The organism is Bacillus sp. FSL L8-0528, from assembly GCF_038593085.1.
In the GTDB taxonomy this organism is placed as follows: Bacteria; Bacillota; Bacilli; order Bacillales; family Bacillaceae; genus Bacillus; species Bacillus paralicheniformis.
The window spans coordinates 2,781,021-2,797,393 of the sequence record NZ_CP151961.1 but is presented as its reverse complement, the minus strand read 5'-3'; the positions used below and the strand labels follow the sequence as shown (position 1 = coordinate 2,797,393).

12 protein-coding genes and 2 pseudogenes are annotated in these 16,373 nt (G+C 45.2%); 11 read left to right on the top strand and 3 right to left on the bottom strand.

What is annotated here, in order from left to right:
• Positions 1 to 47 precede the first annotated feature (47 nt).
• Positions 48 to 698, top strand: coding sequence for a type A chloramphenicol O-acetyltransferase (catA, locus tag MHI30_RS14105; protein ID WP_075752133.1), 651 nt, complete (start codon positions 48 to 50; stop codon positions 696 to 698).
• Between the two features lie 82 nt (positions 699 to 780).
• On the opposite strand, the gene MHI30_RS14100 is transcribed toward catA, so the two are convergent.
• Positions 781 to 1,041 (bottom strand): YrhK family protein, encoded by a 261-nt coding sequence (locus MHI30_RS14100; protein ID WP_075752135.1) that lies wholly within the window; start codon positions 1,039 to 1,041, stop codon positions 781 to 783.
• 120 nt (positions 1,042 to 1,161) lie between these two features.
• On the opposite strand from MHI30_RS14100, the gene MHI30_RS14095 reads away from it, so the two are divergent.
• The 7 genes from MHI30_RS14095 to MHI30_RS14065 all read left to right on the top strand — a co-directional run bounded on the left by MHI30_RS14095 (position 1,162) and on the right by MHI30_RS14065 (position 9,998).
• Positions 1,162 to 1,623 carry a hypothetical protein gene (locus tag MHI30_RS14095; protein ID WP_075752137.1) on the top strand — a complete coding sequence of 154 codons (462 nt, stop codon included), beginning with the start codon at positions 1,162 to 1,164 and terminating at the stop codon, positions 1,621 to 1,623.
• Positions 1,624 to 2,249: 626 nt separating this feature from the next.
• A complete protein-coding gene (locus tag MHI30_RS14090; RefSeq protein ID WP_075752139.1) occupies positions 2,250 to 5,036 on the top strand; it encodes a sigma-54-dependent transcriptional regulator in 2,787 nt (928 codons plus the stop codon).
• Positions 5,037 to 5,236: 200 nt separating this feature from the next.
• Positions 5,237 to 5,674: a mannose/fructose/sorbose PTS transporter subunit IIA gene (locus tag MHI30_RS14085; RefSeq protein WP_075752141.1), complete on the top strand. Its 438-nt coding sequence runs from the start codon at positions 5,237 to 5,239 to the stop codon at positions 5,672 to 5,674.
• The gene (locus tag MHI30_RS14080; RefSeq protein ID WP_075752143.1) at positions 5,674 to 6,165 is read left to right on the top strand and encodes a mannose/fructose/sorbose PTS transporter subunit IIB; all 492 of its coding nucleotides are present in this window, start codon (positions 5,674 to 5,676) and stop codon (positions 6,163 to 6,165) included. The genes MHI30_RS14085 and MHI30_RS14080 overlap by 1 nt, the downstream gene beginning before the upstream one ends.
• 18 nt (positions 6,166 to 6,183) lie before the next feature.
• Positions 6,184 to 6,987 carry a PTS mannose/fructose/sorbose transporter subunit IIC gene (locus MHI30_RS14075; protein WP_154495325.1) on the top strand — a complete coding sequence of 268 codons (804 nt, stop codon included), beginning with the start codon at positions 6,184 to 6,186 and terminating at the stop codon, positions 6,985 to 6,987.
• 20 nt (positions 6,988 to 7,007) lie between these two features.
• Complete coding sequence (locus tag MHI30_RS14070) at positions 7,008 to 7,835, top strand: PTS system mannose/fructose/sorbose family transporter subunit IID (protein ID WP_075752147.1); 828 nt, start codon at positions 7,008 to 7,010, stop codon at positions 7,833 to 7,835.
• A 129-nt stretch (positions 7,836 to 7,964) separates the two neighbouring features.
• A complete protein-coding gene (locus MHI30_RS14065) occupies positions 7,965 to 9,998 on the top strand; it encodes a glycoside hydrolase family 32 protein (protein WP_075752149.1) in 2,034 nt (677 codons plus the stop codon).
• Between the two features lie 37 nt (positions 9,999 to 10,035).
• On the opposite strand, the pseudogene MHI30_RS14060 reads toward MHI30_RS14065, so the two are convergent.
• Both MHI30_RS14060 and MHI30_RS14055 read right to left on the bottom strand, forming a co-directional pair.
• A pseudogene (locus tag MHI30_RS14060) lies at positions 10,036 to 10,569 on the bottom strand (SDR family oxidoreductase); the annotation flags it as partial.
• A gap of 88 nt (positions 10,570 to 10,657) precedes the next feature.
• A complete protein-coding gene (locus MHI30_RS14055) occupies positions 10,658 to 11,038 on the bottom strand; it encodes a hypothetical protein (RefSeq protein WP_075752151.1) in 381 nt (126 codons plus the stop codon).
• Between the two features lie 652 nt (positions 11,039 to 11,690).
• Between MHI30_RS14055 and MHI30_RS14050 the strand changes: the two are divergent.
• From MHI30_RS14050 to MHI30_RS14040, 3 genes and pseudogenes are all read left to right on the top strand, one after another.
• Positions 11,691 to 13,084 (top strand): annotated as a pseudogene (locus MHI30_RS14050) (MFS transporter).
• A 46-nt stretch (positions 13,085 to 13,130) separates the two neighbouring features.
• Entirely contained in the window at positions 13,131 to 14,732 is a 1,602-nt protein-coding gene (gene xynB, locus MHI30_RS14045; protein ID WP_075752155.1) for a xylan 1,4-beta-xylosidase, read from the top strand.
• 394 nt (positions 14,733 to 15,126) lie between these two features.
• Positions 15,127 to 16,014, top strand: a complete 888-nt coding sequence (locus MHI30_RS14040) for a sulfite exporter TauE/SafE family protein (RefSeq protein ID WP_075752157.1) — start codon at positions 15,127 to 15,129, stop codon at positions 16,012 to 16,014.
• Positions 16,015 to 16,373: the final 359 nt, after the last annotated feature.

Genomic DNA, 16,373 nt, shown 5'->3' with positions numbered 1-16,373 from the left:
TGAAGCAGGCCTCCTAAAATAAAAATCTATATTTTAGGAGGTAAAACATGAATTTTCAAACAATCAAGCTCGACACTTGGTATAGAAAACCTTATTTTGACCATTACATGAAGGAAGCGAAATGTTCTTTCAGTATAACGGCAAATGTCAATGTGACAAATTTGCTCGCCATGCTCAAGAAAAAGAAGCTCAAGCTGTACCCGGCTTTTATTTATATCGTATCAAAGGCCATTCATTCGCGTCCCGAGTTTAGAACAACTTTTAACGGCCAAGGACAGCTGGGATATTGGGAACAAATGCACCCGTGCTATACGATTTTTCATCAGGACGACCACACGTTTTCCGCACTCTGGACAGAATACTCAGATGATTTCTCACGGTTTTATCGTCAATATCTTCAGGATGCTGAGCGCTTTGGAGACAAAAAGGGCTTGTGGGCTAAGCCGGACATCCCGCCCAATACGTTTTCAGTTTCTTCTATTCCATGGGTGCGCTTTACAAACTTTAATTTAAACCTAGATAACAGCGAACACTTGCTGCCGATGATTACAAACGGGAAATATTTTTCAGAAGGCAGTGAAACATTTTTGCCCGTTTCCCTGCAAGTACACCATGCAGTGTGTGACGGCTATCATGCCGGCGCTTTTATGAACGAGTTGGAACGGCTTGCCGCCGATTGTGAGGAGTGGCTTGTGTGACAGAGGAAAGGCCGATAGGATTCGGCCTTTTTTATATGCACTTCTTAGCGGGTCTCCTAACATCTCTCACTGCTGTTTGAATTTACTCACGGCATTTGGAACGCCGGCTCTCAACAAACTTTCGGTAATGAAAATCATGAACCAAACGGATCGTCGGCCTGATTAACAGCTGAAAGCTGCCGATCACAAACATCCATATTCCCGCCGGCTTCAGTTCCTCGGAGAAGAAGCAGAAGCTTCCAACAAGGAATAAAAGACCGATGAGAAAATCGTTTAATGTATGAAGAACTTTGTATCTTTTTTTGAAAAAGAGTTCGTATCGATTGTTTTGGTTTTGCGGCATTGCTTGATCCCTCCAGTCCATTTATTACCCTGCCGGAAGCAGGAGTGAAACGTCGGTATGCATAGGATTTATGAATAAGGAAAAACATATGGGGACATAAACCATCGAGGAGTGAAAAATATGCGGCGGCTATTCATAGGTGCATTGTGCCTGTTCGGCTTGATTGTTCCGACATTTGAAACAAAAGCGCTGACGTTTGAAGAATTGCCGGTTAAACAGGCTTCAAAACAATGGGAAGTTCAAATCGGTAAAGCCGAAGCCGGGAACGGAATGGCGAAGCCGGAAAAAGGTAGGTTTCATACTTATGCTGTCGAAATCAAAAACATTGGACACGATGTAGCTTCGGCGGAAATTTATCTCTATCGGAATGAGCCCAATTGTTCAACGAAATTTTCGCTTTGGAACATTCCTCACGAAAATGCGGTCTCTTTAGCCAAAAGCTTAAATGACGGAAGCCCTGTCAAACACCGGAATTTGCTATTGGCAGAGAAAGCGACCGAATTGGAAGTGGACTTGATTTGGACGGAAAAAGGGAGTGAAGGCAGACTTTTAAAGGAATCGTTTATTTTCAAAGGGAGATGAATCATGAAGAAAGAGGCCGTTGAACCGTCAACGGCCTTTCAGCGTGTCGACAAACCCTCGCATTCGTTGTCAGGTCTGCGCGTCGGTGCTCACGAATAGGAGAAGGATCGGCGGCTAACCGCTCAGGCGTCCTGCCTGAACGCCGCCGTCATCACATCCTGTGAAAGTCAGCTTCCGATGCTCGGCCTTCCTAGACTGCAAGGGTTTTCAATCATGCTGAAGGGATAACAAAAAATACCGTTGAACCGTCAACGGCCTTTTTTGTGAAGATTAAGGCAGCCGGTCGGTCGTCCAACATGATATCGAAGTGAACGTTGATCAGCAGAGCTTTTCACAAAACATTTACATTTAGAGAAAAATACAGGATGTTTTCACCAATATTTTCTCAATGATGATACACTATTGACAAGCTGCTACTTTGGGAGGGGTGTTTCTATGGATGCTGATGAAGCAAAAACACCAAACTGTGTCATGAGAGCACGATCAAATCGATATAAAAGTAGGAGAGCCAGGGTTGTCAATCTGTAAAAGATCTTTTTTATCCCGTGATTCGGCTTTAAAGTTCTGAATCTTCAAGAAAGTTTGCCGCCTTGTTGCTGATCAATCGAGAACAAAGGATGATACATATGAAAAGAATAGATAAAATCTACCATCAGCTGCTGGATAATTTTCGCGAAACGAATATCCAGCAGCTTTTAAAGATACAAGGGAATTCGGCTCAAGAAATCGCCGGACAGCTGCAAATGGAGCGTTCAAATGTCAGCTTTGAATTAAACAATCTCGTTCGGGCCAAAAAGGTGATCAAGATTAAAACGTTCCCCGTGCGCTATGTCCCGGTGGAAATCGTTGAAAACATCTTGAACATCAAATGGAATTCAGAGTTGATGGAGGTTGAAGAACTGAAGCGGTTGGCTGACGGCCAAAAAAAGCCGGCGCGCAACATGTCCGCCGATCCCCTCGAGCTCATGATCGGGGCTAAAGGGAGCTTGAAAAAGGCAATCTCTCAGGCGAAAGCGGCTGTCTTTTATCCGCCGCACGGCTTGCACATGCTGCTGCTCGGTCCGACGGGTTCGGGTAAATCGCTGTTTGCGAACCGGATCTACCAGTTCGCCGTTTATTCGGACATATTGAAGCCCGATTCCCCGTTCATCACATTCAACTGTGCCGATTATTATAACAATCCTCAATTATTGCTCTCTCAATTGTTCGGACATAAAAAAGGGTCGTTTACAGGTGCCGGCGAAGACAAAGCAGGATTAGTCGAACAGGCGGACGGGGGCATTCTGTTTATGGATGAAATTCATCGTCTCCCGCCGGAGGGGCAGGAAATGCTGTTTTATTTCATTGACAGCGGCACATACAACAGGCTTGGTGAAACAGAGCATAAGCGAACGGCAAAAGTCCTGTTTATCTGCGCAACAACAGAAAACCCGAGTTCTGCTTTGCTGAAGACATTTTTACGGAGAATTCCGATGACCGTACATATCCCTTCGCTCGATGAACGGTCCCTTGGAGAAAGAGTAGAACTGACAACGTTTTTATTGGGGAAAGAAGCAGAGCGGATCAAAAAAAACTTAAATGTGCATATCGATGTCTATAATGCATTGATTAATTCTGCAAAATTCGGAAATGTCGGGCAGCTGAAATCAAATGTGCAGCTCGTCTGTGCGCACGGATTTTTAAATAACCTTGACAAAGACGAGGTTGTGGAACTGACCGTCCGGGATCTTCCCGATGAGATCAAACAGGACTGGATGTCCAGCAGCAAAAATATCGAACGGAGCAAAATGATTTCTGAATACGTCAACATTACAACGATCATCTCTCCAATTGTGGAAGATGATACAACGAAAATCGATGACTCATTTAACTTATATCATGTCATAGAAGAAAAAGCGAAAATCCTGAATAAAGAAGGCTTAACAAAAAAACAAATCAATCAATATATTTTAACGGATATTCATTTGCACGTCAGAAGCTTTTTTAATCAGAAAATGCTTCAAAACCACAGCTTGCTCAAATTCGTTGAAGACGACGTGATTCAGATGACGAAAGAATTAAAGGAAGTCGCCGAACATGAGTTAGACTGCAAATTCGACCGTAAATTCATCTATTTCCTGAGCATGCATATCGCCGCATTTTTAAAGCGCGGAAAGCAGGTTGATATCTTAAACCCGCAGGAAACAGATGAAATCAGGGAAACCCATGTGAAAGAATATGAGGTCGCACTGATTTTCAAAGATAAAATTCAAGCGTATTTTAAAGTAACCGTTCCGGAAATCGAAGTGATCTACTTGACGATGCTGATTCAGTCGATTAAATCATGGAAAGAAAACAAAAGGACGGGCATTGTCGTGGCGGCCCATGGAAACAGCACAGCAAGCTCTATGGTTGAAGTAGCCACTGAACTGCTGGGGAGCACCCCGATTGCTGCGGTTGATATGCCTTTGACCGTTTCACCCGCGGAAATCGTCAGCAGTCTGGCGGAGAAAGTGAAGCAAGTTGATGAAGGTGAAGGCGTATTAATGCTTGTCGACATGGGATCGCTTGCGATGCTGGAAACAAGGCTCGAACAACAAACGGGCGTAAAAATAAAAACGATCAGCAATGTTACGACATCAATGGTGCTTGATGCCGTCCGCAAGGTGAATTATTTGAATTTGAATTTGCACGCCATCTACGATTCGGTTACAAAGGATTTCATCGATTTATGGGCCGATAAACCGCGGGTTTCAGGCAAAAAGAAGGCGATCGTCTCCATTTGCACGACAGGCGGCGGAACAGCGAAAAAGCTCGAAGAGATCTTAACATCAATCGTGAGCAGGACATCCGATGAACAAATCAGCATTTTGACGGTGTCATCGATAAAATTAGCAAGCCGCATGAAAGAAATTGAAAAAGCGTATGAGATCCTTGCCACGGTGGGCACGAAGAATCCTAAAATCGATGCTCCGCACGTGCCTTTAGAAGTATTGATTGAAGGCGAAGGAGAAAAAGTGATTCAGCAAGTAATCGGAAACGGCAATATCCCTGTGAGCGGCGGATTATCCGGTAAAAATGTGGTGGTGAAGGAGCTGTGCGAAGACAGCCTGAAGAAGTATCTTGTCTTTTTGAATCCCTATCATATGATAGACATGCTGTTGGAGTGGCTTCAGACGGTTCAAGACGAACTGCGCATCACATTCAGCAACGCGGTGCTGATCAAAGTCATCATGCATACCGCTTTTGCTTTTGAAAGGGTGATCAAACAAAATCCGATCGCTTTTCCTGAGGAAGAAGAAATGAATGATCAGCTTGAAAAAGTTCTTCACATCACAGAGAAAACATTAAAGCCTTACGAAGAAAAGCTTGGACTCGCGATCACTGAAGATGAAAAAATATTTATCGCGTCCATCTTTTCTGAAGAGTTATAGCTGTTTTCCATGAGCGATTTTTTCAGATAAACCTGTATTAAGTGGAATCCCATTTTAATACAGGTTTATTTTTATGCTTGAATGTGTTTCAAACTTAAAAATCATTCGTCTTGAGATACAGTGAAAGCGCTTAATACAACTTTGTTGGCACGATACTTGCATTATAAATAAGCGAACGAAAAAAGAAAGGAGCAATGTACATGATTACAGTCATTATCAGCGGCCACGGAAACTTTCCCACAGCATTAAAAGAATCTTCAGGGATGATATTCGGAGAAGAAGACAGCCTGATCGCGGTGCCGTTTCTGAAAGGGGAAGGCATTCAGACACTGCAAGAAAAATATCATCAGACGCTGAAGGACATTCCAGAGGAACACGAGGTGCTTTTTTTAGTGGATATTTTCGGCGGGACGCCATATAACGCAGCGACCCCTTACATCGCGAAGGAGCGGAGATTCGATATGGCAGCCGGCGTGAATCTGCCGATTTTATTAGAGGCATTGAGCTTGAGGAAGCATATGCCGCTTAAACAACTGCTGAACCAGTTGAAAAAGATGAGCCGGGAATGCTTTCAAATCTGCAGCGAACAATTGGAAAAATTCAGTCAGTCCAATCAGGGAAGAGAGGATGAATTGTAATGAAAATCGTTTTAGCAAGAATTGATGACCGCTTTATTCACGGCCAAGTATTAACAAGATGGATCAAAATCCACGCTGCTGACCGCATTATCGTTGTCTCTGATGAGGTGGCGCAGGACGAAATGAGAAAAACGCTGATCCTTTCTGTCGCACCTTCAAATGTGAAAGCCAGCGCCGTTTCGATCTCCAAAATGGCCAAAGCGTTTCACAGTCCGCGGTACGAAGATACGACGGCAATGCTGTTATTCGAAAATCCGGGCGACATTGTTTCCTTAATCGAAGCAGGTGTTCCGATCGAAACAGTCAATGTCGGCGGGATGCGCTTCGAGAATAACCGCAGGCAAATCACGAAATCGGTCAGCGTGACTGAAAAGGACATCAAAGCGTTTGAACAATTGCACGGATTGGGCGTGAAGCTGGAACTGAGGCAGCTGCCGTCAGATTCGAGCGAAGACTTTATGCAGATTTTAAGAAACGCAACAAAATCCTAGAAGGAGGGTTCTAAAGCCATGTCAACGATTCAAATTATTTTGCTGCTCGTCATTGCAGCTATAACAGGTATCGGTAGTGTATTGGACGAAGGGCAGACACACCGTCCGCTGATTGCCTGCACGTTGGTCGGCCTGGTTCTCGGGGATCTGAAAACAGGCATCATTCTCGGCGGAACGCTGGAGCTGATGGCGCTTGGCTGGATGAACGTCGGTCTTGCAATGGCCCCCGATACGGCTATCGCTTCCGTGATTTCGACCATTTTAGTGATTACCGCCGATCAGGGAATCGGCGAAGGGATTGCCGTCGCGGTGGCTTTGGCTGCTGCGGGTCAGGCGCTGACGATTTTCGTCAGGACGATCACCGTATTTTTAATTCACCGCGCCGACAAATACGCAAAGGATGGCAATTTTAAAGGAATTGAAATCATGCATATTACCGCCATGGCGTTTCAGGCGCTGCGCGTTATGATTCCGACATTGATTGTGGCTCTGATAAGTGTCAGCGCTGTTCAGGCGTTTTTGGGAAATATTCCGGACGTCATCATAAAAGGTTTGCAAATAGGCGGGGGCATTATCGTTGTTGTCGGATATGCGATGGTCATCAACATGATGAACATTCCGTATTTGAAGCCGTTTTTCTATATCGGTTTTTTGCTGGCCGCGTTTACCGATTTCAATTTAGTCGGCTTCGGTGCCCTCGGGCTCTGTCTGGCATTTTTATATCAGCAAGTGATGCAAAAAAATCATGCGCAGGGGGCGGTGGCTGCCGCCAGTGACAGCAGCGTGGCCGCTTATGATGATGACGATGATCTGGATGCTTAACAATTGAGGAGGGACGAATAATGGGCACAGAAAAAAGGTTAACGAAGAAAGAGATTTTCAGTATGTTTATCCGCTCAAACTTTTTGCTCGGATCATTTAACTTTGAGCGTGTACAGGCGCTCGGCTACTGCTACGTCATGATTCCGGCGATCAAAAAATTGTACGGTCCGGGAGCGAAACGGAGCGAAGCGCTCCAGCGCCACTTGGAATGGTTTAATACGCATCCGTGGCTGACAGCGCCGATATTCGGCGTGACCGCTGCGATGGAAGAAGAAATGGCCAACAATAAAAAGATTGATGCCAAAGCGATTAATGGAATGAAAATCGGCTTAATGGGCCCGTTGGCAGGTGTGGGCGATCCGATTTTCTGGGGGACGTTGCGTCCCGTTCTGGCAGCCTTGGGAGCGTCGCTTGCTTTAGGCGGAAATATCGCCGGCCCGCTTTTGTTTTTCTTTTTAATCAACGCGGTCAGATTAAGTACAAAATACTACGGGTTAAAGTACGGCTATGTGAAAGGTATGGAAATTTTGCAGGACTTGGTCGGGAACCGCATTCAAAAAATGACGGAAGGCGCTTCAATACTCGGGCTGTTTGTAATGGGAGCGCTCGTTTCCAAGTGGACGACGATCAATATCCCGATCGTCGTGTCGAGAATTAAGGATGATGCAGGCAAAGTCGATGTGCAGACCGTGCAAAACATTTTAGACAGCATCATGCCGGGGGTACTGCCTTTAGGATTGACACTGCTCGCTGCGTGGATGCTTCGCAAAGGGGTGAATCCTCTTCTCATGATTTTCGGTATTTTTATCATCGGGATTGTCGGCTATTGGACTGGTTTTTTGGCATAAAATGACTTAGTTGTTCTTTTCTTAGCTTTTGGAGAGGCAGGTCCATTCGGCCGCAAAAAGGGGGCGGCTGTTTGGACTTCCTGCATTAACCGTCACTAAAAACCGTGTGAAGAAGAGGGGAGAAAAGGGATGAAAAAGAAAATGATTCAGATGGGGATCATAGGGGCCATGATGTTTCCGGAAGCCTTTTCCGCAGCTGCGGCCGACCCGGACTACTATAACGAGGATCATCGGCCCAAGTATCATTTCACGCCGGAAGCAAACTGGATGAATGACCCGAACGGGATGGTGTATTACGCGGGAGAATATCATCTGTTTTATCAATATCATCCGTATGGCCTGCGCTGGGGGCCGATGCACTGGGGGCACGCAGTAAGCAAAGATTTGGTCAAGTGGGAGCATTTGCCGGTCGCGCTGTATCCTGATGAAAAAGGGACGATTTTTTCGGGCAGCGCTGTCGTCGATCGGAATAATACAACAGGGTTTCAAACAGGGACGGAGAAGCCGCTCGTTGCCATTTATACGCAGGACCGGGACGGGGAACAAGTACAAAGCATCGCTTACAGCAATGACAAAGGCAGGACATGGACGAAGTACTCAGGCAACCCCGTCATTCCAAATCCGGGAAAAAGAGATTTCCGAGATCCGAAAGTCGTTTGGCACAAACAGACGAACAAGTGGGTGATGTTGCTTGCAGGCGGCGACCGAATTCTGATCTATACATCGCCTGACCTGAAGCAGTGGACATATGCGAGCGAATTTGGAAAAGGAGAGGGCAGCCATGGAGGCGTGTGGGAATGTCCGGATCTGTTTGAGCTTCCTGTAGAGGGCAGACCGAATGAAACGAAATGGGTGATGCAAGTCAGTGTTGGAGACGGTGCTGTCTCAGGAGGATCAGGCATGCAATATTTCGTCGGAAGCTTTGACGGAACAACCTTTAAAAATGAAAACCCGCCGAATCGCGTATTATGGACAGATTACGGCAAAGACTTCTACGCAGCTGTCAGCTGGTCTGATATCCCGCGGTCTGACGGACGAAGGCTTTGGTTAGGATGGATGAGCAATTGGCAATACGCAAACGATGTTCCCACTTCCCCGTGGAGAAGCGCAATGTCTATCCCGAGAGAACTAAAATTGAAAGCGTTTTCTGAAGGGTTCAGAATTGTTCAGGCTCCGGTAGCGGAGCTGGAGTCGATCAGGGGTGTATCGCAAAGGTGGAAAAACAAGATCATTTCGCCTCGAAACAAAAATTTTTTGAAAGCGCTGTCAGGTGATGCGTACGAAATCAATGCGGAATTTCAAGTAAATACCGGAACTGCGGCCGAATTCGGCTTTAAAGTCCGAACAGGGGAAAACCAATATACGAAAATCGGCTACAGCAAAAACAGCGCTTCACTGTTCGTCGACCGAAGCCAATCCGGAAACGTCTCCTTTAATCCGAACTTTAACACCGGAAAGCATGCGGCCCCGCTGCAACCGGTCGGCGGGAAGGTGAAGATGCGCATTTATGTCGACCGCTCTTCAGTTGAAGTATTCGGCAACGACGGGAGGCAGGTGATCACCGACATTATTCTGCCGGACCGATCCAGTAAAGGGCTTGAAGTATACGCATCTAACGGGTTTGTCAAGCTGAATTCGATGACGGTTCATCCTCTGAAAAATGTATGGGGAACGTCTCCCTTTCAATCGAATTTGACCGGCTGGACGACCGTAAACGGTGTATGGGCCGACACGATTGATGGAAAACAAGGGCGATCTGACGGGGATTCGTTCATTTTATCTTCAGCAAAAGGAACAGATTTCACATATGAAGCAGATGTCACGGTAAAGGATGGAAATGGCAGAGGGGCGGGTGCTCTCGTGTTTCGGGCCGACAAGGATGTTCAAAACGGATACCTTGCCAATGTGGATGCCAAGCATGACGTGGTGAAGTTTTTTAAATTTGAAAACGGCTCGGCTTCTGTTATTGCCGAACACCGCACACCGATAGAAGCCGGCCGGAAATATCACCTGAAGGCGGTGGCCCGCAGTTCCAACTTTAATATTTACTTGGACGACCGATTGGTGATAAGCGCCCGGGATTCCACGTTTACCGAGGGAGCATTCGGCTTGAATGCATGGGATGCGACCGCAGTCTTCCAACATGTTTATGCTGATCGATGACGATGAAGCTGGAATGCCGGGCATTCCAGCCTTTCATTTAAAAGACGCTGCGGACCAATCCGCCGTCCGCCCGCAAGGCTGCACCATTGATCGGCGAGGAAAGCGGACTGCTTAAAAAGGTGACAAAGTGCGCGATTTCTTCAGGCCGAATCAGCCTTTGTATGATAGAGGTCGGCCGGTTTTCTTTCATAAACCGCCTTTCCGCTTCTTCAACCGTCAGGTTTTCATCCGGATAAAGAGTCTTCAGCATCGTTTCAACGCCTTCGGTTAAGGTTGAGCCCGGCATAACGGTATTGACAGTCACATTTGTACCCGTAGCAAGCTCTGCCAAGCTCCGGGAAATCGATAGCTGCATCGTTTTTGTTGCGCTGTAATGCGCCATTTCCTGTGACGGCATAACTGCGGCTTCGCTCGCAATAAAAATGACCCGCCCTTCTTTTTTCTCGATCATGCTTTGCAAATATCTCCGCGAGAGCCTTACTCCGCTCATAATATTCACTTCGAAAAAGCGGAACCAATCCTCATCCGGAATCTCGAAATATTCCGCCGGCTCAAAAATTCCTAAATTATTAAAGAGGGGACCGCGTTTGTTTGACCGGGCAAAAAAAGCATCAAAAAACCGCCGTCTGTAAACGGCGGGCTTACTGTTTATGGGGAATTCAATCATAGCAAGTAACGGTGATGTATGTATCGTTCCCTTTAAACAGAACGAGTTCTGCTTTTTTATTCGCACCATCTGTAAAATCGCTGACATCGATCACCGGACTGTTGTTTTTCGGTCCGACGTAGATATTTTTTCTTACGATTTCGGGCGTGCTTCCCGCCCCGTCAACTTCATACAGCGTAAAAGTAAAGCCATAAAAGCTGTTGTTGTGAAAATAAAATTTCCCTCCGCCTGATTTAATGATCGGAGTCTGCGATGTCATGCCATATGTGCCGATATTATCCCATACACCGGCACCTGCTGCAGACGCCGAAGAAAAAGGCAAAAGCAAACACGCCAAAGTGAGCAGTAAGGCACCGATTTTGCTGAATTTCATGATTGGTCCTCCTTTTTAGTCACTACACTGGGGATTGTATCATTCATCACAGATGAAAGAATGAGGCATTGTTCCCTGAAAAATTGGGTTTATCTTTTTCATGCGATGCACTTTTTGCGAGCGGCATCCATAAATTGTGCTTTTATTAAGAAAAAAGGCCGATCATGGTCTGAGGCGCTATAACATATGAAGCAGATATCCCATGCAGGGCCCAATTCTGCCGAACGCTCCCTCAATCCCCGCATTGTTATCAGGAGAAATCTGTTGTTTTAACGTTGTTTCCTTACCGCAGTTTTTCGAGGTTTTTTTCTTTTGAAATCGAAATAGGCACTGCTAATGATTGACAACATTTTCAAACTGACTTAAACTTAGTTTGTTGGTTAAACTAAGTGTAGGCATGAGGAGTGGATGAAAAAGGGAGACCATTTTTATGTTCTGATCATAAGCAACCTTTGAAATCTGATTTTTGTGAAAATTTCAAAATGGAGGTGATAAGATCGCATAAACCTACAATCTTGAAGAGAATTCGTGGTTGACGAGAGAAGCATCTGTCTCACTTCGGCTGAAAGGCCGCTTGCCAGGTTTAATGTATGCGTTTTCATATAAACTTATCATAAAGCCGCTTTGAAAGGCTGTGGAGGAGGTAAGAATCATGACGGGTGAACATGTAAAACAAGTTAGTATGTATGAGAAATCCGGTTATGCTTCTGGAGATTTAGCATGTAATTTAATTTACACCACGGTTTCTACATATCTTTTATTTTTCTATACGGATGTTTATGGTTTATCAGCCGCTGCCGCTGGAACAATGTTTCTGATTGTTCGAATCATTGATGCGCTTGCCGATCCTTTTATCGGAACATTAGTAGACCGAACAAACAGCAGATTCGGGAGGTTTAGGCCGTATCTGCTGTTCGGCGCGTTTCCGCTTTCTGTACTTGCCATCCTCTGTTTTACAACCCCGGATTTTTCAGATACCGGAAAACTAATCTACGCCTATATCACGTATGTCGGTTTATCGCTCACATATACGGCGATAAATGTTCCATACGGCGCTTTAACCTCCGCGATGACGAGAGATAATCAAGAGGTCGTCAGCATTACTTCGGTTCGGATGGTCTTTGCCAATCTTGGCGGACTCATCGTATCTTTTTTTGTTCCTTTACTTTCTACTTATTTAGGTGATACGACAGGAAACACGGCTCTTGGCTGGCAGCTGACGATGAGCATGCTGGGGATCATTGGCGCCTGTCTATTAATCTTTTGTTTTAAAAGTACAAAAGAACGGGTCACTCTGCCAATGTCCGAAGAAAAAATTAAATTTTCCGATCTATTCGAGCAATTTCGGGTGAATCGTCCGTTAGTCGTTTTAAGCATTTTCTTTATCATTATTTTTGGCGTCAACTCAATAAGCAATTCCGTCGGCATTTACTACATGACGTACAATGTAGGCAGAGCTGATCTTGTGAAATGGTACGGCTTGCTTGGAAGCCTTCCTGCATTGGCCATCCTGCCGTTTATACCCCGAATCAATAGGTGGCTGGGAAAGAGAAAGCTATTAAATGCCGCTTTATTATTAAATATCATTGGACTTTTGGCCATTCTCATTGTTCCGCCAAGCAATGTGTTTCTGGTGCTCTTCTTTCGTGTCATTGCCGCAGTTGGAAGTGTGACGGCCGGGGGATATATGTGGGCGCTTATCCCTGAAACCATCGAATATGGCGAATATAAGACAGGGAAACGCTTGAGTGGATTGATTTATGCGATTATCGGCTTCTTTTTCAAGTTTGGCATGGCACTCGGCGGAATCGTTCCAGGACTCATACTGGAGAGGTTCGGCTATGCCGCAGGTCAGGTCCAAACTCCTGAAGCGTTGACAGGGATATTATTAACGACAACTGTAGTTCCGGTTATTTTCCTTATATTAGCTATGATCGACATTAATTTTTACAATTTAAGCGATGAAAAATATGCAAAAGTCGTACGTGAATTAGAGAATAGAGATAAAGTGACCTGGACCATATGAATGAATTTGAGTGGGAATAGGGCTAGCCGGCTTACACTTTAAAGACAACCGTTAGGAGGAATGAAGATGAAGATTATCAATCCGGTGCTTAAAGGTTTCAACCCGGATCCATCCATATGCAGAGTAGGGGAGGATTATTATATCGCAGTATCAACCTTCGAATGGTTTCCAGGAGTGCAAATCCATCATTCGAAAGATTTGGTGAATTGGCGTTTAGTTGCACATCCGTTGCAGAGGGTTTCACAATTGGATATGAAAGGGAATCCCGACTCAGGCGGTGTATGGGCGCCTTGTCTAAGTTACAGTGAAGGAAAGTTTTGGCTTATATATACAGATGTAAAAGTTGTGGATGGAGCCTGGAAAGACTGTCATAACTATTTAGTTACTTGCGAAACCGTCGATGGGGATTGGGGGGAGCCGATTCAACTAAATAGTTCCGGCTTTGATGCTTCATTGTTCCATGATGTCGACGGAAGAAAATATTTGTTAAATATGCTGTGGGATCACCGGATCGGCCGCCATTCATTCGGAGGCATTGTGATGCAGGAATTTTCCGTGCACGAAAAAAGGCTTATCCATCATCCGAAAATCATTTTTGAAGGCACAGATATTAAACTGACTGAAGCGCCGCACCTTTATCATATCGGGGATTATTACTATTTATTGACAGCGGAAGGCGGTACCCGTTTCGAGCATGCCGCCACAATTGCCCGTTCAAAACATATCGAAGGACCATATGAGATTCACCCCGACAATCCAATTTTAACGTCTTGGCACGAACCTCGGAATCCGTTGCAGAAATGCGGACATGCATCAATTGTGGAAACGCATACAGGCGAGTGGTATTTAGCTCATTTAACCGGGCGTCCTATTCATCCTGCTGATGACTCGGTTATTCACCAAAGAGGATATTGTCCTTTGGGAAGAGAAACCGCGATTCAAAAATTGGAGTGGAAAGACGGCTGGCCTTATGTGGCAGGCGGAAAAGAGGGGAGGGTGGAGGTGGAGGCGCCCCGCATATCTGAAACCAAGTTTCCATCGACATATGAGGAAGTCGATCAATTTGCTGATCGGACATTAAATATAAACTTTCAGACATTGCGGATTCCCTTTACGAAAGAATTAGGATCATTGACTGAAAGGCCGAATCATTTACGTTTATATGGACATGAATCACTAACCTCCACATTTACCCAGGCGTTTGTAGCCAGGCGTTGGCAAAGCCTCCGTTTTACAGCGGAGACTGCTGTTGATTTCAGTCCGGAGACCTTTCAGCAAGCAGCGGGACTCGTGAATTACTACAACACCGAGAACTGGACGGCTCTTCAAGTGACTTATGATGAAGACCTTGGGCGCATTTTGGATGTAACGATATGCGATAATTTTACATTCTCACAGCCGATAAAAGACAAAATTGTCATCCCGCGGGACATACAATATGTTTATTTAAGAGTAAATGTCGAATGGGAAACATATTATTACTCCTATTCTTTTAATCAAAAAGACTGGTATAAAATTGAGCTCCCGTTGGAGTCTAAAAAATTGTCAGATGATTATGTGCGCGGAGGCGGATTCTTTACCGGAGCTTTTGTGGGAATGCAATGCCAGGATACAAGCGGGGCACATCAACATGCCGATTTTGATTACTTTATGTACAAAGAGCTATGAGTCAAAAAAACACCGCCCCCGACAATCGGGGGCGGTTCAAATTTGCTTTCGTCCCTTCCCGTTTTAATGCCTCTTTCCCCCTCGGTTCATTTTAAAAGTCGTCATCCTCGCTCGCTTTGGGGTAAGTGAAACGCAAAAGGAGCAGATGCATGATGGAACCTTTTAAATTAAACTTCATTACTTAACAATGATTCCGGAAGGTGTTCATTAATGAACATCCATAAGACAAAGGACCGGGGGATAGGCGCTCATTTTGCATGCATATGTTCTTTTTTGCTGGTGTCGATGATAAATACAAAAAATTTATATTTTTAAAAATTCGCACTTTACAGGTAGGTATAGTATAGATTATATTTAACAATAAAAATAAAACCAATTGAAGTGGGAGGCCAACATGAAAAAGCTGATTGTGTTTGTCTTGATAGGATTATTTGCGCAGCTGATAGATGGCGCCTTAGGGATGGCGTACGGGGTGACATCGTCATCATTGCTGCTTGCCTTCGGCATTGCACCGGCGGTTGCGTCAGCATCCGTTCACCTGGCGGAAGTGGTCACAACCGCGGCATCTGGTGTGTCGCATATAAAGTTTGGAAACGTCGATAAACAAACGGTCAAACGACTCGTCATCCCAGGATCACTCGGGGCATTTCTCGGCGCTTCCTTTTTAAGCAACATTCCGGGTGAGCTTGCGAAACCTTATATTTCAATGTTTCTGCTTGTTCTCGGCGTGTATGTGCTCATTCGATTTCTATTCATGTTTAAAATAGGAGAGCAAAAAAACAATATCAGCCTTTCGAGAAAAAAAGCCGTTCCCCTGGGATTAATCGCGGGTTTTGCCGATGCAACCGGAGGGGGCGGCTGGGGGCCGATTGCCACTCCTGTTTTGTTATCCAAAAAAGGCGTCAGTGCGAGAAAAGTAGTGGGAACTGTTGACACAAGCGAATTTGCCATTGCCGTTTCGGCAACGTTAGGATTTTTCATTTCTCTCGGCTGGGAAGAAGTCAATTGGCTGTGGGTTGGTGCATTGATGATTGGCGGAATTATTGCGGCACCGATTGCCGCCTGGCTGGTGCAGAAGGTGCATGCCCGATTAATGGGCGTTCTGGTCGGCGGGCTGATCATCCTCGTCAACACAAGAACGCTGGTCCATTCGTGGATCGATCAAACAGCATTATATCCGGTTATTTATATTGGAATTATCGCAGCTTGGATATCAGCTATTGTCTATATTGTTGTAAAAATAAGAACAAGTGATCAAACTGCTCAAGCGTTTAATCAGTAACTCTGCGACGGCTTTAGACTTTCATGGACGTTTTAAAAAAGAAGCGGAAGTCGATAAGCAAGGAAAGGAAAGAAGAACTTCACGCTGTCAACAAACGAATAGATTCCGATCGGACAACCGAAGGGCTCCTGTTAGACTGCCGTTCCTTGAAAAGGAACTGTTAACTAAGAGGATTTTTTATTTTTAAATTTACTTATAGCGAGATCGGCATAGCGCCGGTCTCAGCTTGTTTTCATTCCTTTTTTACATCTCCCCGTCTCATTTCTATACAAGGAATGCGGAAGGTGTTCATTAATGAACACCTCCCGCTTGATTGCCGATTGAATGTGAATTTCCCTGAAATTATAATATTTGTGAAT

Coding starts and splice junctions, on each gene's coding strand:
- MHI30_RS14065 (WP_075752149.1), top strand. CDS start 7,965: ATGAAAAAGAAAATGATTCAGATGGGGATCATAGGGGCCATGATGTTT.
- MHI30_RS14090 (WP_075752139.1), top strand. CDS start 2,250: ATGAAAAGAATAGATAAAATCTACCATCAGCTGCTGGATAATTTTCGC.
- xynB (WP_075752155.1), top strand. CDS start 13,131: ATGAAGATTATCAATCCGGTGCTTAAAGGTTTCAACCCGGATCCATCC.
- MHI30_RS14080 (WP_075752143.1), top strand. CDS start 5,674: ATGAAAATCGTTTTAGCAAGAATTGATGACCGCTTTATTCACGGCCAA.
- MHI30_RS14040 (WP_075752157.1), top strand. CDS start 15,127: ATGAAAAAGCTGATTGTGTTTGTCTTGATAGGATTATTTGCGCAGCTG.
- MHI30_RS14100 (WP_075752135.1), bottom strand. CDS start 1,041: ATGCCGCAAAACCAAAACAATCGATACGAACTCTTTTTCAAAAAAAGA.
- MHI30_RS14085 (WP_075752141.1), top strand. CDS start 5,237: ATGATTACAGTCATTATCAGCGGCCACGGAAACTTTCCCACAGCATTA.
- catA (WP_075752133.1), top strand. CDS start 48: ATGAATTTTCAAACAATCAAGCTCGACACTTGGTATAGAAAACCTTAT.
- MHI30_RS14070 (WP_075752147.1), top strand. CDS start 7,008: ATGGGCACAGAAAAAAGGTTAACGAAGAAAGAGATTTTCAGTATGTTT.
- MHI30_RS14095 (WP_075752137.1), top strand. CDS start 1,162: ATGCGGCGGCTATTCATAGGTGCATTGTGCCTGTTCGGCTTGATTGTT.
- MHI30_RS14055 (WP_075752151.1), bottom strand. CDS start 11,038: ATGAAATTCAGCAAAATCGGTGCCTTACTGCTCACTTTGGCGTGTTTG.
- MHI30_RS14075 (WP_154495325.1), top strand. CDS start 6,184: ATGTCAACGATTCAAATTATTTTGCTGCTCGTCATTGCAGCTATAACA.